General features: G+C 64.0%; 31 protein-coding genes. 24 read left to right on the forward strand and 7 right to left on the reverse strand.

Features of this window, described 5'->3' with window-relative positions:
* Positions 1-497 precede the first annotated feature (497 nt).
* From H6955_03840 to H6955_03880, 9 genes are all read left to right on the forward strand, one after another.
* Positions 498-806, forward strand: a complete 309-nt coding sequence (locus H6955_03840; GenBank protein ID MCP5312661.1) for a hypothetical protein — start codon at positions 498-500, stop codon at positions 804-806.
* Between the two features lie 100 nt (positions 807-906).
* Entirely contained in the window at positions 907-1,464 is a 558-nt protein-coding gene (folE, locus tag H6955_03845) for a GTP cyclohydrolase I FolE (GenBank protein ID MCP5312662.1), read from the forward strand.
* 56 nt (positions 1,465-1,520) lie between these two features.
* Positions 1,521-2,078, forward strand: a complete 558-nt coding sequence (locus H6955_03850; protein MCP5312663.1) for a SprT-like domain-containing protein — start codon at positions 1,521-1,523, stop codon at positions 2,076-2,078.
* A gap of 227 nt (positions 2,079-2,305) precedes the next feature.
* On the forward strand, positions 2,306-2,452 hold the full coding sequence (locus H6955_03855) for a hypothetical protein (protein ID MCP5312664.1): 147 nt from the start codon (positions 2,306-2,308) through the stop codon (positions 2,450-2,452).
* Positions 2,453-2,455: 3 nt separating this feature from the next.
* Positions 2,456-2,836: a hypothetical protein gene (locus H6955_03860; GenBank protein MCP5312665.1), complete on the forward strand. Its 381-nt coding sequence runs from the start codon at positions 2,456-2,458 to the stop codon at positions 2,834-2,836.
* 74 nt (positions 2,837-2,910) lie between these two features.
* The gene (locus H6955_03865; GenBank protein ID MCP5312666.1) at positions 2,911-3,234 is read left to right on the forward strand and encodes a hypothetical protein; all 324 of its coding nucleotides are present in this window, start codon (positions 2,911-2,913) and stop codon (positions 3,232-3,234) included.
* 60 nt (positions 3,235-3,294) lie between these two features.
* Positions 3,295-3,645, forward strand: a complete 351-nt coding sequence (locus H6955_03870) for a PilZ domain-containing protein (GenBank protein ID MCP5312667.1) — start codon at positions 3,295-3,297, stop codon at positions 3,643-3,645.
* A gap of 251 nt (positions 3,646-3,896) precedes the next feature.
* Positions 3,897-4,214: a hypothetical protein gene (locus H6955_03875; protein MCP5312668.1), complete on the forward strand. Its 318-nt coding sequence runs from the start codon at positions 3,897-3,899 to the stop codon at positions 4,212-4,214.
* Positions 4,215-4,484 carry a GIY-YIG nuclease family protein gene (locus H6955_03880; protein MCP5312669.1) on the forward strand — a complete coding sequence of 90 codons (270 nt, stop codon included), beginning with the start codon at positions 4,215-4,217 and terminating at the stop codon, positions 4,482-4,484. It begins immediately after the preceding gene.
* Here the strand turns inward: H6955_03880 and H6955_03885 are convergent.
* Positions 4,474-5,016, reverse strand: a complete 543-nt coding sequence (locus H6955_03885; protein MCP5312670.1) for an HIT domain-containing protein — start codon at positions 5,014-5,016, stop codon at positions 4,474-4,476. The genes H6955_03880 and H6955_03885 overlap by 11 nt on opposite strands.
* A gap of 50 nt (positions 5,017-5,066) precedes the next feature.
* Here H6955_03885 and H6955_03890 point away from each other — a divergent pair, with 50 nt between their 5' ends.
* Together H6955_03890 and H6955_03895 are read left to right on the forward strand one after the other, a co-directional pair.
* Complete coding sequence (locus tag H6955_03890; protein ID MCP5312671.1) at positions 5,067-5,360, forward strand: hypothetical protein; 294 nt, start codon at positions 5,067-5,069, stop codon at positions 5,358-5,360.
* Between the two features lie 111 nt (positions 5,361-5,471).
* Complete coding sequence (locus tag H6955_03895) at positions 5,472-5,834, forward strand: hypothetical protein (GenBank protein ID MCP5312672.1); 363 nt, start codon at positions 5,472-5,474, stop codon at positions 5,832-5,834.
* Positions 5,835-5,844: 10 nt separating this feature from the next.
* On the opposite strand, the gene H6955_03900 is transcribed toward H6955_03895, so the two are convergent.
* A complete protein-coding gene (locus tag H6955_03900) occupies positions 5,845-6,564 on the reverse strand; it encodes a hypothetical protein (protein MCP5312673.1) in 720 nt (239 codons plus the stop codon).
* A gap of 215 nt (positions 6,565-6,779) precedes the next feature.
* Between H6955_03900 and H6955_03905 the strand changes: the two genes are divergently transcribed.
* The 4 genes from H6955_03905 (at position 6,780) to H6955_03920 (ending at position 8,739) form a co-directional block, all read left to right on the forward strand.
* Positions 6,780-7,016, forward strand: a complete 237-nt coding sequence (locus H6955_03905; GenBank protein MCP5312674.1) for a hypothetical protein — start codon at positions 6,780-6,782, stop codon at positions 7,014-7,016.
* A 98-nt stretch (positions 7,017-7,114) separates the two neighbouring features.
* Positions 7,115-7,516: a thioredoxin family protein gene (locus tag H6955_03910; GenBank protein ID MCP5312675.1), complete on the forward strand. Its 402-nt coding sequence runs from the start codon at positions 7,115-7,117 to the stop codon at positions 7,514-7,516.
* Positions 7,517-7,556: 40 nt separating this feature from the next.
* Positions 7,557-8,303: a 1-acyl-sn-glycerol-3-phosphate acyltransferase gene (locus H6955_03915; GenBank protein MCP5312676.1), complete on the forward strand. Its 747-nt coding sequence runs from the start codon at positions 7,557-7,559 to the stop codon at positions 8,301-8,303.
* Between the two features lie 19 nt (positions 8,304-8,322).
* The gene (locus tag H6955_03920; GenBank protein ID MCP5312677.1) at positions 8,323-8,739 is read left to right on the forward strand and encodes a nuclear transport factor 2 family protein; all 417 of its coding nucleotides are present in this window, start codon (positions 8,323-8,325) and stop codon (positions 8,737-8,739) included.
* Between the two features lie 83 nt (positions 8,740-8,822).
* On the opposite strand, the gene H6955_03925 is transcribed toward H6955_03920, so the two are convergent.
* A complete protein-coding gene (locus tag H6955_03925) occupies positions 8,823-9,335 on the reverse strand; it encodes a DUF1269 domain-containing protein (GenBank protein MCP5312678.1) in 513 nt (170 codons plus the stop codon).
* Positions 9,336-9,536: 201 nt separating this feature from the next.
* On the opposite strand from H6955_03925, the gene H6955_03930 reads away from it, so the two are divergent.
* From H6955_03930 to H6955_03940, 3 genes are all read left to right on the forward strand, one after another.
* Positions 9,537-10,385: an alpha/beta fold hydrolase gene (locus tag H6955_03930; protein MCP5312679.1), complete on the forward strand. Its 849-nt coding sequence runs from the start codon at positions 9,537-9,539 to the stop codon at positions 10,383-10,385.
* Between the two features lie 39 nt (positions 10,386-10,424).
* Positions 10,425-10,763 (forward strand): hypothetical protein, encoded by a 339-nt coding sequence (locus H6955_03935; protein ID MCP5312680.1) that lies wholly within the window; start codon positions 10,425-10,427, stop codon positions 10,761-10,763.
* A 111-nt stretch (positions 10,764-10,874) separates the two neighbouring features.
* Positions 10,875-11,381 (forward strand): hypothetical protein, encoded by a 507-nt coding sequence (locus H6955_03940; GenBank protein MCP5312681.1) that lies wholly within the window; start codon positions 10,875-10,877, stop codon positions 11,379-11,381.
* A 16-nt stretch (positions 11,382-11,397) separates the two neighbouring features.
* On the opposite strand, the gene H6955_03945 is transcribed toward H6955_03940, so the two are convergent.
* The gene (locus H6955_03945) at positions 11,398-12,222 is read right to left on the reverse strand and encodes a DUF3108 domain-containing protein (protein ID MCP5312682.1); all 825 of its coding nucleotides are present in this window, start codon (positions 12,220-12,222) and stop codon (positions 11,398-11,400) included.
* Between the two features lie 143 nt (positions 12,223-12,365).
* On the opposite strand from H6955_03945, the gene H6955_03950 reads away from it, so the two are divergent.
* From H6955_03950 to H6955_03960, 3 genes are all read left to right on the forward strand, one after another.
* On the forward strand, positions 12,366-12,707 hold the full coding sequence (locus tag H6955_03950; protein ID MCP5312683.1) for a hypothetical protein: 342 nt from the start codon (positions 12,366-12,368) through the stop codon (positions 12,705-12,707).
* Between the two features lie 131 nt (positions 12,708-12,838).
* The gene (locus H6955_03955) at positions 12,839-12,988 is read left to right on the forward strand and encodes a hypothetical protein (protein MCP5312684.1); all 150 of its coding nucleotides are present in this window, start codon (positions 12,839-12,841) and stop codon (positions 12,986-12,988) included.
* Positions 12,981-13,520: a 2OG-Fe(II) oxygenase gene (locus H6955_03960; GenBank protein MCP5312685.1), complete on the forward strand. Its 540-nt coding sequence runs from the start codon at positions 12,981-12,983 to the stop codon at positions 13,518-13,520. Before H6955_03955 ends, H6955_03960 begins: the two co-directional genes overlap by 8 nt.
* On the opposite strand, the gene H6955_03965 is transcribed toward H6955_03960, so the two are convergent.
* On the reverse strand, positions 13,483-13,878 hold the full coding sequence (locus H6955_03965; protein ID MCP5312686.1) for a hypothetical protein: 396 nt from the start codon (positions 13,876-13,878) through the stop codon (positions 13,483-13,485). The two genes, H6955_03960 and H6955_03965, sit on opposite strands and share 38 nt — an antisense overlap.
* Before the next feature lie 122 nt (positions 13,879-14,000).
* On the opposite strand from H6955_03965, the gene H6955_03970 reads away from it, so the two are divergent.
* The 3 genes from H6955_03970 to H6955_03980 all read left to right on the forward strand — a co-directional run bounded on the left by H6955_03970 (position 14,001) and on the right by H6955_03980 (position 15,698).
* Complete coding sequence (locus H6955_03970) at positions 14,001-14,684, forward strand: rhodanese-like domain-containing protein (GenBank protein MCP5312687.1); 684 nt, start codon at positions 14,001-14,003, stop codon at positions 14,682-14,684.
* Positions 14,685-14,691: 7 nt separating this feature from the next.
* On the forward strand, positions 14,692-15,339 hold the full coding sequence (locus tag H6955_03975) for an ankyrin repeat domain-containing protein (GenBank protein ID MCP5312688.1): 648 nt from the start codon (positions 14,692-14,694) through the stop codon (positions 15,337-15,339).
* Positions 15,340-15,413: 74 nt separating this feature from the next.
* Positions 15,414-15,698: a hypothetical protein gene (locus H6955_03980; GenBank protein ID MCP5312689.1), complete on the forward strand. Its 285-nt coding sequence runs from the start codon at positions 15,414-15,416 to the stop codon at positions 15,696-15,698.
* 22 nt (positions 15,699-15,720) lie between these two features.
* On the opposite strand, the gene H6955_03985 is transcribed toward H6955_03980, so the two are convergent.
* Positions 15,721-16,380, reverse strand: coding sequence for a hypothetical protein (locus H6955_03985; protein MCP5312690.1), 660 nt, complete (start codon positions 16,378-16,380; stop codon positions 15,721-15,723).
* A 16-nt stretch (positions 16,381-16,396) separates the two neighbouring features.
* Positions 16,397-17,143 carry an OmpA family protein gene (locus tag H6955_03990; protein MCP5312691.1) on the reverse strand — a complete coding sequence of 249 codons (747 nt, stop codon included), beginning with the start codon at positions 17,141-17,143 and terminating at the stop codon, positions 16,397-16,399.
* Positions 17,144-17,200: the final 57 nt, after the last annotated feature.

Below are 17,200 nucleotides of genomic sequence, written 5' to 3' on the forward strand. Positions count from 1 at the left end.
CCGGAGGTGGGTATGCGTTGCCGACGCTGTCACAGCCCGATGATTCACACCGACTGCGTTGTCGAAAGGCATGCGCGACAGGACTGGTACCGCTGCCCGGTGTGTGCCACCGGGCAGACCGTATCGCGCCCCTACGAAGCACCCCTGCAACGGATCGGCTCGCTGCAACGGTGCAGCGGAGAACAGAACCGACCGCACACCGGGCGCGCCTCCCCCCGTTGAGCGCGGTCGCCGGACGGCTTCCAGGTTTGGTAGGCGTGGGCATCGGGAAATAAGCGGAAAGGATCGCCGCAACTCATAAAGGCTGGACCGGTCGGCCACCTCATCGCGAGGTGGCCGTTTTGTGTTCGACGACGTCGGCGGTGGACGCGCACGCCAAGCAGGGCGGCGCGTCTGGCCGGGCCTATTCAATTTGCCGTCAAACGGCCGCTATTCCTGTTCGGCACACATGCGAAAGCACGCCCGATCCCGGACCCAACAGGTATACACCCGACAACATGAAGAGCCCATCACTCCCCTGGACCGCGGTCGCCGCAATCCTGTTGCTGGTATTGGCCGTCGAGCCGGCTTTGGCGAACAAGTTCGAGACCATCGGCGGCGGCGTCTCCGGGTCTTTCACCATCAAGCGAATCTGGTTGGAGAAATTTTTCTGGGTAGCTGGCGGCATTTGTTGCTTTGCCGGCGTCCTGGCGATAGCGATACCGCACAGCAACCCTTTGTACCTCAACTATAGAACCTGGAAACAGTCGGCCATCCTGCTGTTCCTGGCGGCTGCGGTGATGTTCGTTGCCGCCGCTCTGATCTGAGTGCCATTACCCGCAGAAAACGCGGCATAGATTCGCCCCGGGTGGCCCGTTACAGTACACCCCATCAAGCTGTCGTCACCGACACGTCGCAGGGGTTCGCATGCAGATCGATCAAATTCAGTCCCACTACGCGGGGATCCTTGAAGGCATTGGAGAAGACCCGTCGCGCGAGGGCCTGATCAAGACGCCGGAGCGCGCGGCCAAGGCGATGGCCTATCTGTGCCGGGGCTACAATCAAGACCTCAATTCCGTCGTCAACGACGCCGTGTTCTCGACCGATAATGACGACATGGTGATCGTCAAGGATATCGAGCTGTATTCGCTGTGCGAGCACCATGTACTACCGTTCATCGGTCGCGCGCACGTCGCCTACCTACCCCGGGGCAAGGTGATTGGCCTTTCGAAAATCGCGCGGATTGTCGACATGTACGCGCGCCGCCTGCAGATCCAGGAGAATCTCACCGTGCAGATTGCCGACGCGCTCAGCGAGGTGATTCAGCCGGCAGGCGTGGCTGTTACGATCGAGGCGGAACACCTGTGCATGAAGATGCGCGGCGTCGAAAAACAGAACTCGACGATGAAGACATCGGTGATGCTCGGCACCTTCCGCGAATCCCAGGCGACACGCATGGAATACCTGCAGCTGATTGCGGATTGACGCGCCGGTTGCCCTCGCCCTCCCAGGGCCACCACAGGACCAGGACAGGCCGCACGATGCGACGCAGCGACGCCGACTTCGACCGGGTCGGCCGGCACCCGTTGACCGTTCGGATACACCGGCGTGTCTGCGAACTGCTGCTCCATGCGGCGCCGCTGTGCGCGGCACACCGGGCACCCCTGCCCGAACCGATACTGCGCTTCGACCTTACCGGCCAGGCTGCCGGTCAAGCCGTCTGGCGACCGGGCAAGGTGCCCGTGCTGCGCTTCAACCTCGTGTTGGCGCATCGGCATACCGCCGATTTCGTCGAACGCACCGTTGCCCACGAAGTGGCTCACCTGGTCACCGCCGCCTGCTTCGGCGCGACGCGTCCGCATGGCCGAGAATGGAAGGCAGTGATGGCGCTGTTCGGCATCCGCGATGCTTCCCGCTGCCATGACTACAGCCTCGACGAATCCCAGGTGAGACGCCAACGTCGCTGGTCGTACCGTTGCGACTGCACCGATCATCTCTTGAGCACCACCCGACACAAACGCGTCGAGGACAATCGGGCACGTTATCAGTGTCGCCAGTGCGGCAGCGTTCTTCGACGAGAACCCACCGCGAACCCCTAGTCCCGGGCTCGGCAAGGCATGTCCGACCCGGACCGCAAACGCGAGGCGGGCCGCTGTGCCTGCGCGAAGATGACCGCTCAGCCGATACCACCGTGGTGTCGCACCGGCGAATGGACCAGGCCGGTTGGCTCGGGTCCGGATGACTCCACCGGTAGAAGCGGTTTGGCCGCCGTATCCGCTATCGCTATGATGCGGCAGTCGAGACTACGCTTCGGCTTGTGTTACCCATGGAAATCGCCCTGCTCGTTATCCTGTTCCTGATCGGTAGTGTCGGCGGCGCGATGCAAGCATTGAAATACGTCGAGAGGCGCAATCCCGGGCGACGAGCCAAGCACGACGGTCAGGCTCCACATGCCGACGACCACGAAGGCTGAGCGATGCAACAGGTGCTCCTGTACGACATCGTCGAATCACCCGGCCATCCGGATCTCGCGGATCTGTGCCGGTCACTCGGTTATCGTCGACTGCCGTTCAGTTCGCAGCGCAAAGCACTGGGCAGCCTGAAGCGCCAGCCTCCCGACCTGGTCGTCGCAGACTTCTTCTACGGCTTCGGCAACAATTATGCGGGCGCCAACGTCAGCAATCTCGATGTCCTGCTGCGCAGCCTGCAACGCTTCGCCCCCGCTGCACGGACGGTGATCCTCGCGGATCGCGGACAACTCCCTCACGTACCGCAACTTGCCGCGCTGTTTGCGGTGCACGCCGTGGTCGCGCTACCGGCCAGCGACACCGAGCTGCGCGCGGCGTTGACCCGCTAGAAGGCTCAAGACGAGTTCCCCAGCTGCCGCTAACCTGCCGATGAGGCGATTGGACTTGCGTGGGAGCTGGACGAATGAATCAGGACATCAATCGGTTGCTGATGGAACTCGAACGCACCATCCGCGCGGTCAACCGGGAGGCGATCAACCCGGTGATCCCGGAACTCAGCATCGACGGTCTGGCACCAGTGCTGCGGCTGGTGGCGGATGCACGGGCGCGATATCTTCGGGCACTGGTCGATCTGGGCAGCTCGGCGAAGCAGCAGCCACCGACCGAGGCGCAGCTTGACGAGATTGCCAAACGGCGTCGCGAATACGACGAGTTGGTCAGTGGTGCCAAGGCACTGGAGGTTGCCATTCAACGCGGTTACCTCGACATCCTGCCCAGCCGCCGTTGACCCGGCCGCAGCCGCGGCCCACCGCCATGCACACCGGTTGAGCCCGGAACGAGCCACAGAGTGAAAGCCAATACCGGCAAGACAGAACCCGTCGGCGACCCCGCTGCGCCGAGCCCCGGCGACGAACGCCGCTGTGTACCGCGCTACGCGGTCGATACACGCTTGTTCGCCAGCATCGACGGGCGCACGGTACGCCTGCGCAACATCAGTCGACAGGGGGTGGCGATTCATTGCGGAGGTCTGGAAGCCGGTTCTGCCCACCTGCTCGAGGTGCATCTCAACCGCCAACATATGGCGATCCCGATCGAGATCCTCGACTGCTCCGGCCCACAGCTCGCACATGCCCGGTTTCTGGAGCTATCGCCCTACATACGCCAGGCGATCTTCGACTACATCAACGAACTCGCCTGACGCCTGGCGCCGCGCCGACTTTGCGCTAGTATCCAGGGATGGTCAGTGCACCGCGAGCAGCCTTACACCGTGCAGTCCTTCTTGGCATCGCCCTGGTGATGTTGCCCTGCGCCGCATTCGCGAGCCTGCGGGTATCGGGCGCAGCGGACTGGCGCAGTCACCGGCTGACCTGCCAGTATCCCATACAACTGGCATACGATTGTTCGATGTGGCAGGGCGCAACACGCCCGATTGCGGTCGGCAGATACCGAATGCATGTCGCCGCGGACCGAGACGGCAAGACGGTCCTGGTGATGCGGCTGCGCGTGCGACCCAGTCACAACGGTGGCGAATTCGCGGCTGGGGCCGATAGCGCATCGAACATGCCCACTTCGCGGGATGTTGTCGAATACCTGGGATCGACACTCGCCCGCCAGGGCATTCGCCTCGAGCGCATGCGCGAGGTCCTTGGCAATGGTCGGATCGACGGCTTTTTTCTGGATTTCTCTAGCAACGCCTACGACTATCTGCGTGGCCTGACAGTGCTGGAATCCGAGTATTGGATGCCGTCACCAACCGGGACCCATTGACTGCGCATGTGGTATCTCTATCTGGTGCGCTGCGCCGACGGCGCTCTGTATACCGGCATAAGCACCGATGTCATGCGCCGTCTTGCGGAACACGCGGCCAATCGCGGGGCGCGCCGATTGCGCGGACGCGGGCCGCTGCAACTGGTGTACGTCCAGCCACTCGGCGGCCGCGGCATCGCACAGCGCGTCGAACGCCGCGTGAAACGCCTGAGCAGGGCGGACAAGGAAAGGCTGCTGCGCGGCGAACTCGCCCTTCCGGTCACGGCTTAGCGCGATCGACCGGATCGACACCGAACTCGGCACGCAGTATCTGCAAACGCTCGGCCAGCGGTCCCGGCAGGTAGGGAATGCCGGGCGAGTGCCCCCATACCGGGCCTGGCCAGGCCGGGTCATCCTGAGCGCGGACCACATGATGCAGGTGCAGCTGTGGCACCAGGTTTCCGAGCGCCGCAATATTCAGTTTTTCACCGTCGAATATGCGCATCAGGCTGGCGCCGATGCGGCACGACTCGTCCAGCAGACCGACCCGGTCTTCCGAGGCGAGTTCGAAGATCTCGCGAACAGCCGGGCGGCGTGGCACGAGGATCACCCAGGGATAACGGCTGTCATCCGCCAGCAACACGCGCGACAGCGGCAGGTCGCCGATCAGATGGCTGTCGTCGGCCAGCCGCGGATGCAGCACGAAACCACTCACCTTTCCCTCCGTCGATTCCCGGACAGCGACCGTTGACACGGTAAGATCTTGCGAACTCGCGGCCACACCGGTCAAGCATGCGCTGATGCGGCACTCCAGGATCCGCATCCACCGATGGACTAGACTTGTGCGGGTACCCAAGCAGCCGGAGAGAACCCATGTCACCCAACGCAGAGGGGGTCTGCTGGTCCTGCGGTCACCGGCTGGCTGCGGTCGACTACCAGCGCGAGGGTGAGTGCCCCGCGTGTCGCAAACAGACCCATGTATGTCGCAACTGTCGCTTCTACGAGCCGGGGCGGCCGAATGACTGCCAGGAACCGGTCGCCGATGCGGTAACCGAAAAGCAGCGGGCCAACTTTTGCGACTATTTTGATCCCAGCGACAAGGCCTTTCGGCCCGGCGCAGATCCCGAGGACCTGAAGGCGGCGGCCGAACAACTGTTTGATTTCTGAATGATGACTGGCGAACAAATGCGTCGCTGGCAGTACCGCTTCTACTGATCCAGATCAAGGTTAAGTAGCGAGACGGGTCGAAAAATACGCCCAGCCGAACAGGAGACCGCCGTGGATATTGCAAGTTTTCTTCTCTCGGTGGCGCTGGCCGCGCTGCTGCTTTATCTGCTGGTGCGCCTGCCACTCGCGATTCTCGGTAACCTGCGCGCGGGCCATCGCTTCCGTCAGGGACTCGCCAGCACGCTCGGCAAACTGCGCCTGTCACGGATGTTGCGATACCTCGGAATAGACGAGGCCGCCTATCTGCACAACCAACAAGCGCTCGATATTCGACAGCACATGGCGCGTTGCGACGCCTGCGATGCAAAGGAGCGCTGCGATCAGGTGCTGGCGGAGGAACCACCGGCCGACAAGGAGTCGCTCGGTTTCTGCGCGAATATTGACGAACTCGACAATCTGCGGCAGTCCCGCTGACGGATGCCAGTCACGCGCTCCGCTGCGATTGCCCGTCGAGCGCGGCACCCAGGCCCTCCAGCTGGCGCGCGGTGAGCGCCGACAGGGCCGATTCCGTTTCGATATAGAAATTGCGCACGAATTCCGTCGGGGCACCCTGGTGACGCAGTTGGTGCAGAAGCGTCGTCAGCTGGGTGCGTGCCGCGCTGACCTTGCCGACCGCTTCGAGCTGGCGCGCCTTGACCAGATGATAGCGGGCCAAGGTCTCCGCCCGACGGTCGCCGAGTTCGCGGCGAAATATCGCCCGTACGTCCTGAGGGATGGGCTGCAATGTGGTTTCGCGCGCAAGCAGGACACGCAACGAATCGATTGCCGCGATCAACTGATGCAGTTGGCGTTCGTTGTCGATGGGCCCAACGCCGTTCGATCGCGTCGGTCCTTCCGATTCGAGGGCACTGCGCGCCGCCGCCACGCGCTCGCCTAGCTGCGGAAATCGACGGTGCAGACTGCCGACCTTATGCAGACGCGCCAGCACCTCGGCGCGCAGCGCGACCCGCAACTCGCGCGACAGGGGCACGCTGCGCAGGGTATCGAGCGCCCCCGCGATACGATTCAGCCCCGCCTCGAGGTCGTGCACCGCAACCCGCACGAGCGCCAGGTAGGCTTGATATCGCGTCATCAACCCGGCCACCAACAATGCGGCCGCCAGCATACCCGCGACCGCGAGCGGTACTCCCCATTCTGCCAACATCCCCGGCCGATCCCGTTTCGCCGCACCTGTTCGCGGTTATCGGCGACGGTCCTTGAAACCTGACGACGGGCCGCAGCGCGGGTGTCGACGGATTTTACAGGCGCGACCGGAACAAATCGCCTATCATAAAATAAATCGTTGTTTTCGCAGTGCTAATCGAAGGCGGCAGGTTTATTGCACCGCTATTGTTCAGGTCCTAGCAACGGGGAAAGAGCATGCCCAACAACAAAAAACTGTGGCTGTCCCCAACGGTGCTGCTGCCCATCGCAGCACCGGCGGTTGCCGCACCGATCGAGGGTGAACTCGGCAGCAACGCGGCGGCACTGCTCGTGCTGCTCGGTATCGGCGCCCTGCTGATGGGCCTGCGCAATCTGCGTGAACTGCGCCACAAACGGTTGATTCCGAGTCGCGAGTCGTCGACCGACGAAGGCGAACACGACGCGCCCCGCTGAGCGCGGTCGGGCCAGGGCGTTTTCCCGACTATCCCGCGCCCGGGCCTGCGGCTACCCTTGGGTTAGTTGCGGGTTTTCACTGAGGGGCGCAGTCGTTTGTGAATCTGTTCGTGTACGCGGTGCTGGGGCTTTCCGCCACCTGGATCGCCTATCTGCTTTACATGCATGTCGCGACACGCGCGGCCGAAGGACGCCCGGCGGAACCGCTGTTCAGTGTGTTCCCGGCGTTGGCCCAGGTATCCGGACGGGCGCTGGTATATTGCTTCAGTCCACAGTGCGGACCCTGCAAACCCATGTCAAAGGAGGTCGACAACCTGGTGTCGAACGGTGCACCAGTGTTCAAACTCGATGTGACACTGCATCCGCAGATCAGTCGCGAATTGGGTATACGCGCGACACCGACATTGATCGTCATCGAGGACGGCACGGTAGCGCGCATGGTGCTCGGCGCGAAGTCCGCCGGCTTCATGCAGCAACTGATCACCCCCGGGGCACATTGACCACCGCAGGTATGCAGCCGACTGTCGCGTCCTAGATCCGATGTTCGAGTCCATCGTACGCGCCCTCTGGTTGGTGCTGGGGTGGCTGGAGCTGGCGCTGTTCACCGCCCTGCTCTACCTGTTGAGCTTCCTGCCGAAGACCTGGCGTGGCGATTGGTACCGTACGCTGTTTCGGCGCTGGAGCCGTACCTGGGTCCACGCGCTCGGCGTGGACCTTCGATTGCACCACAAGAATATCCACCCGCTCCCCGCGCGTTTCATCCTGGTGGCGAACCACCCCTCGTCGTTCGAGGACATCGGCATCCCGGCGCTGTTCGACGTCGACAGTGTCGCCAAGGTGGAGGTGCGCGACTGGTGGCTGGTCGGCCGCATTGGCGCCGCCGCCGGGACGATCTTCGTGAAACGCGAGTCGCGTACGTCGCGCGCCGAGGCGGCCAAGTCCATCATGCGCCATCTCGAAGCAGGCCGCAGCGTTGCCCTGTATCCCGAGGGCGGCATCAAGGGCCCCCGCCTGCAACCGGCGTTTCGATACGGGGCGTTCGACGCCTCGCTCAGGACCGGCGTACCGATCGTCCCGGTCTACCTGCACTACGAGGCACAGCACGATTTTCACTGGGGTCCGCACAGCCTGCTCAGAAACCTGCTGAATATCATGAACGCGACCAACAACCGCGCGAATTACTATCTGTTCGACGCGATCGATCCTCGGCTGTTTCATGACAAAATCAGCTATTGCAACCACGTCCACCAGTTGTACCAGCACTGGCAGGACCGCTACCTCGATTGACCAACAGCGAGACGACCGAATGTCCTTTCCCGACCCAGCAGCCGCCGAAGCGGCGTTCTATGCCGCGTTTCGCGACCTCGACCTCGACACGATGCGCTCCGTGTGGGTCGACTCGGACAACACCAGTTGCATCCATCCGGGCGGCGCCCTGCTGCAGGGCAGTGCCGCGATACTGGCCAGCTGGGAGGAGATCTTCCGCGACAGCCAGCCACCGCGCGTGGAACACCGCCTGATCCAGGCCAGCGCGGACGGCGGACTCGCCGTGCACACCGTGGAGGAAAACGTCAGCACCGGCACCGGAAATCGGCGCGCACTGATACTCGCGACCAACGTCTACGGCTATCTCGATGGGGGCTGGCGGATGTTGGCGCACCATGCCTCACTGCCATTGGTCGAATCCGCCGAAGGCGACTCGCGCCGCGCCTCTTTGCACTGATCGCACCCGGGCCGCGCGAAGCCAACGAAAAACGGCGGACCGAGCCGCCGTTTTCCACTCCCAACGGACGATTCCCGATCGCGTCACGGAAACGCAGGGATCTGTGCCTCCTGCCCCTTGGCCTGGGCCTCGGGATGATGGCTCATGATCAGATCGCGGATCTCACCGACCCGTCTGACCGGAACGTCGACCATCAGCAGGATCTGGCCACGATCGATGGCCGGCTGGAATCGCCGCAGACGCGAGTTGGGGATGCTCACCGCGATCATGCCCGACACCCAGGAGCCGATCATCGCGAACACCACGGCCAGTATCAGGATGCCGCCCAATCCGATCGAATCTCCCAATTGCGGATAAAACGACAGACCGACGCCGGCGAGCGCACCGGTGATGCCGCCGCTGACCAGGCCGATCCCGATCCCGTGCAGCAGGTCCGATCGCTGCAACAGGTTGGCGAGGTGCAGGCGCCCCATGTTGCTGCCGTCTCTGGCCAGGAAATGGATGTGCGCGTCTTCGATCTTCGCCAGCAACAGCTCTTTTTCGATGGTTTCTGCGGACCGCAGGTCCGGTACGACAAAGTACAACCGTCTACGCATTTTCAGTTGCCTCCTCCGTTGCCAGGTCTCCGCGGGCAGTGCCGGCCGGCGTCCCGCGACCGATCCCTCAAGTATAGAAAGCCCAAGAAAAATAGTAGGTTTTGATAAATTCTTTTGAACTGGAGCGGCGAAATCCGGACCATAGAGGTGAAGACTCATCACCTGTTTTTATGCGGCGGTGACGCCGTGGAGATTGCGACGATGAAGAAGTTTCTGCTGATCGCGGCCGTCGTCCTGTTCACCGCCTGGCGACCTGCGCAGGCGGATGTCCTGGTGCTGGTGCACGGTTATCTCGGAACCGCACACAGCTGGGCTGAATCCGGCGCACTGGGCCGATTGCAACAACGCGGTTACCAGCTGGTCGGGATTCTCGGCTACAGCCCGCAGGGCGTCCTGGTGCAACGCCTGCAAACCGGTACCAGCGAGCGCCCCATGTACGCCGTGAACCTGCCGTCGCAGGCGCCGGTCGTGATACAGGCCGACTGGCTGGCGGCGATGTTGCGCGAGGTACGCAAGCGCCATCCGGACGAACCGATCAACCTTGCGGCCCACTCGGCCGGCGGCATCGTGGCGCGGATGATGCTGGTACGTCACGGTGCGCTCGGTGTGCAGCACCTGATCACGATCGCCACGCCTCATTTCGGGACAGGACGGGCCATCCAGGCGCTCGAGGCGACCGACAGCAGCGGCATGTTCGGATTCATCAAGAGCTGGCTGGTCAGGCGCTACACCGGTGACGCCCTGTATGCGACCGCCAAGATCAGCCGCGGCCTGTTGCTCGACCTGACCCCGCCCACGCCGGGTAATCTGCTGTTCTGGCTGAACCAGCAGCCGCATCCGAAGATCCGCTACACGAGCATCATGCGGATCGGCACCTTCTACATGCCGGGCGACCACATGGTGCCGCCGATCAGTCAGGACCTGAACCGGGTCCCGGCCCTGTACGGGCGCGTCAAGACCTACTCGATGGCCCAAGGTCACCTGTTGACGCCACAGGACGGCGACCTGATCGGCAACCTACTGGCCGCCCGCAAGCCGGCCGCCAAGTAGTCCCGCTGTGCGGATGCAGGCTGGGCTAAGCTTTGCGGCATGTTGGACGCCCTGCAACGCATCGAGACTTTGCTGCGCGCCTACGGCCACACCTACGAGGCGAACCTGGCGGCAATCGCCCAAACGCGGTTCGCGTGCGATCCGCTGGCCGGTTGTCGCGCGGTGAACAACGACGAATGGTGGGACGACCAGCATTCGGTTGCGGCGATCGATCTGGCGATCGACGGCGGCTTCACGGCGCAGGCCCGCAGCGACGCCCAGACGCTGCGCGCCGCCCTCATCGAGGTGTACACCACGATGCTGGCATACGGCGAACGCCACCCGACCGGCGAACTCGAGGTGGCACAATTCCGCAAATGGATGGAATCGCATATCTGAGCGGCCGCGGACATAAGGTTCGGCGCGCTTTAGCCGACACATCGACAGGATACGGGTCGTACCGCACGGTGGTTCGGCCAGTGGCATCGGACGGATCGGAGGACTAGCCGGGTGGAATCATTCGACGTGTATTTTCTCGGCGAGATGCTGCCGGACGTGGACCCGGCCGAAGTCCGCGATGGCGTCGCGCGCCTGTTCAAGGTCGGCGGAGACGGGGTGGACCGCCTGTTCTCCGGTAAGCCCCTGCGCGTCAAACAGGGTGTCGACGCCGATACCGCAAGCCGTTATCGGGCAGCGTTTCGCGAGGTGGGCGCCCTGGTCCAGATCGTCGTCGGTGGCGCGCCCGCGCCGACCGCAAAAGCCGCGGCGGCGAAACGCCCGGCCGACGGCGCCCCTGCGGCACCGACGGCTGCAGCGGCCCCGGACGCGATCGGGGACGCCAGCCTGGCCGAACCGGGAGCGATCATCGACCATACCCCGCCGGTACCGCCGGCCGACATCGACACCAGCGGACTCGAGGCGCTTCCAGCGAACACAGGCAGCCTGGAAGACTGCCACATCGAAAAACCGCCGCATCCGATCCCGGACATCAGCCATATGAAGCTGGTGGACGACTGAGGAGCCGCGCCGGGTCTCAGTCCGTCGCGGCAGCCAACCTGTCGTCGTCCGAGGGCCGCAGTTCGACCCGGAACAGACCGATCGGGTGGCGGCTGTCCACGCGCAACGGAAGGTGTCGCGCATCCCTGCTCAGCCACAGGTATACCGGGCGGTGTACCGGTTCCTGTGCGCCGGCATGGTCGACTCTGCTGCCATCCATGCGCAGTTTCCACGCGGCGTAGGCGCCGCCGTCGAGGTGTAGCGTCTGGGCCGCCTCGACGCGCACCCGGTAGACCAGATCGTCCTCGCCATTGGTCACCGGGAGGCGAAATTCCGCACCCTCGCTCAGTCGCTGCGCGCGCAGCCATTGCAGCAAACCCAACCGGTCGAACAACTCGGCTTCCGGCGGCACCGAATCGGGGCGCCCCCCGGCGATCAGCTGTGCCAGCTGTTCGCGCCCGGCTCCGGATTCCAGGTCGAGCCGGACCATCGCGCGGCCGGTACTGCGCAGGTATAGGCGGTGACGGCGCTTGCGCGTGTGCTCGTACGACTCGAACGCCACCAGGTCGCCTTGTCCCGGTTCCGCCCAGCTGCGCAGGCGATAGCGGATCGGGTACAGCGACTCGACCAGCGCGTACGGCGCCGACGTCGCGTCCAGCGAGACCGCGGCGAGGCCGTGTTCGCCGTCAGCGGCATCGGCACGCAGCGTCAGGTCAGCGATCGGCATCGCCTCGCCAAACGAGAACACCCCCTTGTAGCTGACCCGGTACGCCAGCTGTTCGCCGCCAGCAAACGTGGAATACGCCGCGAGCAGACTGCCCGCGAACCACGAAAGGCACGCGATACACAACCCAGGTCTCATCTTCCAATCACCATCTGCGTTAAATTCATCATTAGGCCGAAGCACGAAAACTTGGTTCCTTGGCATGCAATCTGCTTCGATTACGGACGAAGGGGATTTCACGGCGAAATCGCCAAATGATTGACGAATTTCTGGAATAAGACGTGCCCAACCCCATAGACAACGCCAATTATTTGGCGAAAGCGGCCATCGAAGGCCGGAACCTTGACACGAAGCGCCAGAACGCCGGCGAACGTGCCGCGGATGCACAACGCCCACCCACCGGCGAAGATGCCCCGGCACTGGATCGCGCCCAGCAGCGTCTCGTCCAGGAAGCGGAGGCAGACGGCGCCACGACGGGGCTCACCAGCCTCGAACAGGCGCGCGAGCGCGTCCAGGCGCTGCGCCAACAGATCGCGAATGACCCGCAGGCGGCGTTGCGCGCCCACGCGGGCATAGACGCCACCCAGTTTAGTGCGGCCACGGCGCGTCCCAACGCAGCCTGAGCCCCGACCGATCTCGGCACAGGCGAGAACCTTTCTCGCCATTGACCCGGCCCCGCCCTGCGGACGCCGGGTTTTTCTTTGCCGCGAGGAGGCCGATTGCAAACCGCGTTTGCCCATTGGAAACTGACGCGATGCGCCTGCCCTTTCTGCTGCTGACCGCGATCGTGCTGCTCAATATCGGCGTTGCCTGCCGCACCCCGACGGCTGTCCCGGCAGATTGCACGCCAGTTGCCCCGGGACTGGTGCACTGCCCGGGCGACGTCCCGCACCGCAATGACTGACATAGCGATCAACACCCTCAGCGCGATCGGCTTTGTCGACCTTCCACAGGCCGAGTCGCTCAACCCGGCGCTGTCCGCCGCGTACTACCGGGAACACAACCGCGCCGAGGTGCGACGCAGCCACCACTTCGGCGGCCGGTACGAGAACATCTACGTGTCGGCAGATCGGCTACCGGAACTCGCCCCGGTGCGTGAATTCGCACTGTCCGCGGCGGCACAGATGCTCGGGCGCGAATCGCTGCACCATGGATTCTGGTTCAACGAGATGCAACCGGGCCAGCGGACGACACTGCACACCCATGAGGAACATGACGAGCTGTTGTCTGCCGTCTATTACCTGAGCTGCACGGCGAACAGCGGCCGCCTGATCCTGCACGACGACGATGCCTTGATCAGCGTCACGCCACGCCCCGGGCTGCTGGTGCTGTTTCCGCCCGACCTGCCTCACGAGGTCGAGGAAAACGCAAGCGATCAGGTCCGCCTCTCGATCGCGTTCAATTTTGGTCCAGCACGCCGCCCGACCGGATCGTAGAGGTCTCGAGCCGCTCGGTCTCGGCAAGCACGACCCGGCGGCCGTCGGTGGTGACAAATTCGCGCTCCCCGATGTCGCCCCGCTGAGCGCGATACTCGGCGGCGCGCCCACTGCCCGCATCGACCACGCGGATGAAGATCACCTCGCTGCGGTCGCGCCAATGCTCGTACAGCACGAAGGCCGATGCGGCGAGCATCAACGCGACCACCGCCAGCGCCAGGCCTTTCAATGGCCAGCGGCGCGCAGGTGGGTTGACAAGGCGCGGTTCGACGCGGGGCAGATGGCGCGCGCTGCGCGTACGCCAGATCAATGCCACCACTGCAATCACCGCCAGGGTGAACAGTATCTTTCCAGTCATCCGCGGATATTATCAGGCCGTCGGGTCCGGTGCTGTGCGGCTGGGGATCGACAGCATGCGGCATCGCCCGACCGGGAAATGCGCGTCGTCCCGGACGTCCTTTATCCGATATCATGCACGGCATGCGAGATATTCAGCACTGGCAAATCGTCAAAGCGAGCGGCCGCTTGTTGGCCGGTATCGTCGTGTCCCTGACGCTGGCAACCGATGCGCTGATGGCCGAGGAGCTCGCGGTCAAGATCACCCCGGAACTCGAAGGCGTCACGGTCCGCCACCAGGGCCGGGCGGTGCGCGTCCAGCGGGCGCAGGACCAGACGAATACGATCAGTCCCGCATTCGCACGCACCTCGCGGGCCTGCCCGCCATTCTGTATTCAGCCGAGTCGGATGCCCGAAGGGGTCGAGACGATCGGCGAGATCGAGATGCTCGACTACCTGCGCCGGATGTCGGAAGGCGACGACTCGATCCTGGTCATCGATTCCCGCGGACCGGATTGGCTGCGACGTGGGACCATCCCCGGGGCGATCAACATCCACTACAAGCGACTCAGCCTGAAATCCGCAGACGAAGCCGATATCGCAGCGATCCTGCGCGATCAGTTTGGCGTCGAGCGGACCGAACAGTTCTGGAACTATCGCGATGCCAAGACCCTGGTGTTGTTCTGCAACGGCCCCTGGTGCGGGCAATCCCCTACCAATATTCGCGCACTGCTGCGCATCGGTTATCCGCCATCGAAACTCAAGTGGTACCGCGGCGGTATGCAGGCCTGGGAAATGCTCGGTCTGACCACCGTGGTACCTGATTGAAGGCAGCATGAAGGACGTGCGGCTGGCCCTTGTAGCCCTGCTGATCGCGCTGACACTGACCACGGTCGGTTGCAGCGAGCCCGATCGCCCCTCGATCTCGCTGTTTCTCGCCGTGCAGCGCGGCGACCTCGACCAGCTCGAACGACACATCTACTGGGGCACGGACATCAATGCCGCGCTGCCCAATGGCGAGAAGCCGTTGCAGACGGCCGCTGCCAACGGTCGGATCATCATGGTACGCACCTTGCTCAAACACGGCGCCGAACTCGACACCGGCAGCCCCGCGGGCGACACGGCGCTGGATCTTGCCATCCTCAACGGGCGTACGCAGATCGCCGAGCTGCTGCTCGCGGAAGGCGCCCGGCTGGACGCCTCCGCGCTGTTGCTCAAGGCCGCGGCCCAGGGCGTGACCGATCGCGACAGCATCCGTTTTCTGATCGACCACGGCGCCGACACCGAGCGTCGCAACGCCGAAGGCGACACCCCCCTGCTGATCGCGATCCGCCAGGACAACCACCGGCTCGCCACGCACCTGGTCGGCCACGGGGCGGACGTCAACGCGCAGACCGCCGACGGTGAGTCCGCATTGGCGCTGGCGCGCAGGCTCCAGGTCCCGGAGCTGATCAGTCTGCTGCAGCGCCAGGGCGCTCGTTGATCCAGGGGTTTCCGCGCCCGGACAGCTTTGCTATGTTCGCGCGCCTCAGTAATCGTGCGATCGGAGGATCATTCATGGCGAGCAGCCCCGACGAACTGACCATCAACTACAGCGAAGGCGGCGTAGACGTCGTCAAGGAACTGGACAAGGCGGTATTGTCCAAAGGCGCCTGGACCACGATCGTGTACCGCTACCAGGACTGGGATCCGCGCAAAGAGGAATACAGCAAGGACAAGTATTCGATCCGCCGTTACCAGAAACGCAACGGCGAATACCAGCAAAAATCCAAGTTCAACATCTCGAGCCCGGACCAGGCGCAGCAGCTGATCGACACGCTGCGCAAATGGCTCGAAGGCTGACGACGCACCGGGACATGGGCGGTCAATCGGCAGCGTCGCGGGTATCGGCCAGCGCGCGCGCCTGAGGGATCCATTTTTCGCGCTCGACCCTTCCCTTGAAACGCAGGTGATCGTTGATCCAGGCGATGTTCTGCGGTGTCCAGGCGGCAATCTGCTCGAACCGCATGATGCCCAGCTCATTCAGGATCGTCGCGATCTTCGGTCCGATACCCTTGATCTGCTGCAGGTCGTCGGCCCGCCCGTCGTCGGGCGCCGTGCGCGGCGGTGCTGCCGGTTCCCCGTCGGGCGCTGCCGCCTCCCCGACCACTGCCGCATCCATCAACGGCGCCACCTGCGGCGGATCCGACTGCACCGAGGCATCCGACAGCTGCGCACGACAGGCGTCCAGCTCGGCGCGCAGTTTGACCAGCATCTCGGATTCCGCGTCGCCCGCAGCGGCCTGCAATTCGGCCAGCGCTTCCGCCAGCTGTTTGCGTTCGGCCTCGCAGGTACCGCGCGCATTGACCGCGTCATCCAACTCGGTGCGCAACGCGCGCGCATCCGCTTCCGCGTTCTTCACCCGTGTCTGCAGCGAGGCACGCAGACTGGCTGCGGCCATGCGGGTCAGATACCAGCCCAATACCAGCCCGAGCAGAGCTGCGATCAGCAACAGGATGAAGGTTTGGATGATCAGATAGGTCATGTCCTGCTCCGCTGGATCATTCGGTGGGAAGCACGTCGAAGGTGATGCGGCGATTGGCAGCGCGCCCTTCGGGCGTCGCATTGCTCGCGATCGGCTGGCTGTCGCCCCACGCGACAATTCGCATCCGCTCTGCCGGGATGCCGGCCAGATAGAAGAAACGCTCGACCGCTTCGGCGCGTGCCTGGCTCAGGCGCAGATTGAAATCGCGGTCGCCGCTGGCATCCGTGTGACCACCGATCACGATGCGCGTTGCCGGGCACTGGTAGGCGACTGCCGCGAGGTCGTTGAGCAAGGGGTAGCTCTCGATCATTGGCGACGCCGCATTGGTTTCGAAGCGCACGCTGCTGGAGGCGGCCAGGCGGGCCATGGTGCGCTGACAGGCGCCTGCGTCCATCGGATTGGTCAGGTCACCTCCGAGACGGATGATTCGGCTGGGTTCGAACCGCGGATTGAGCGGATCATCCGCATCCAGCAGCGATGCCCGCGGCTTCAGGCCTTGCGCGTCAACGACGCGGACCCCCCAGACCTCGCCGGCGAGATCGGCCACGTAGTCGGCGGTGACCGCCCGGGGGATCTCCCCGATCAGCCGCAGGTCGCGCCCGACCGCCTCGATCTGCAATCCGTCGATTGCATAGCCCGCCAGTTCGCGCTCGACGCGCGCCGTCAGATCGGCCTCGATGGCCGTATGACGCATGGCCACGGTGATCCAGGTAAGCAACAACAGGCTGCCCACCCCGACCAGGATGGCAGTGCTCCTTGACACTCGGTCCCCCTTCGGCGCGCTGGGCGCTTGATTCCTTGTTCCCGCTCAACGGCGTTA

The organism is Chromatiaceae bacterium (assembly GCA_024235395.1).
Taxonomy (GTDB): domain Bacteria; phylum Pseudomonadota; class Gammaproteobacteria; order Chromatiales; family Chromatiaceae; genus Thiosocius.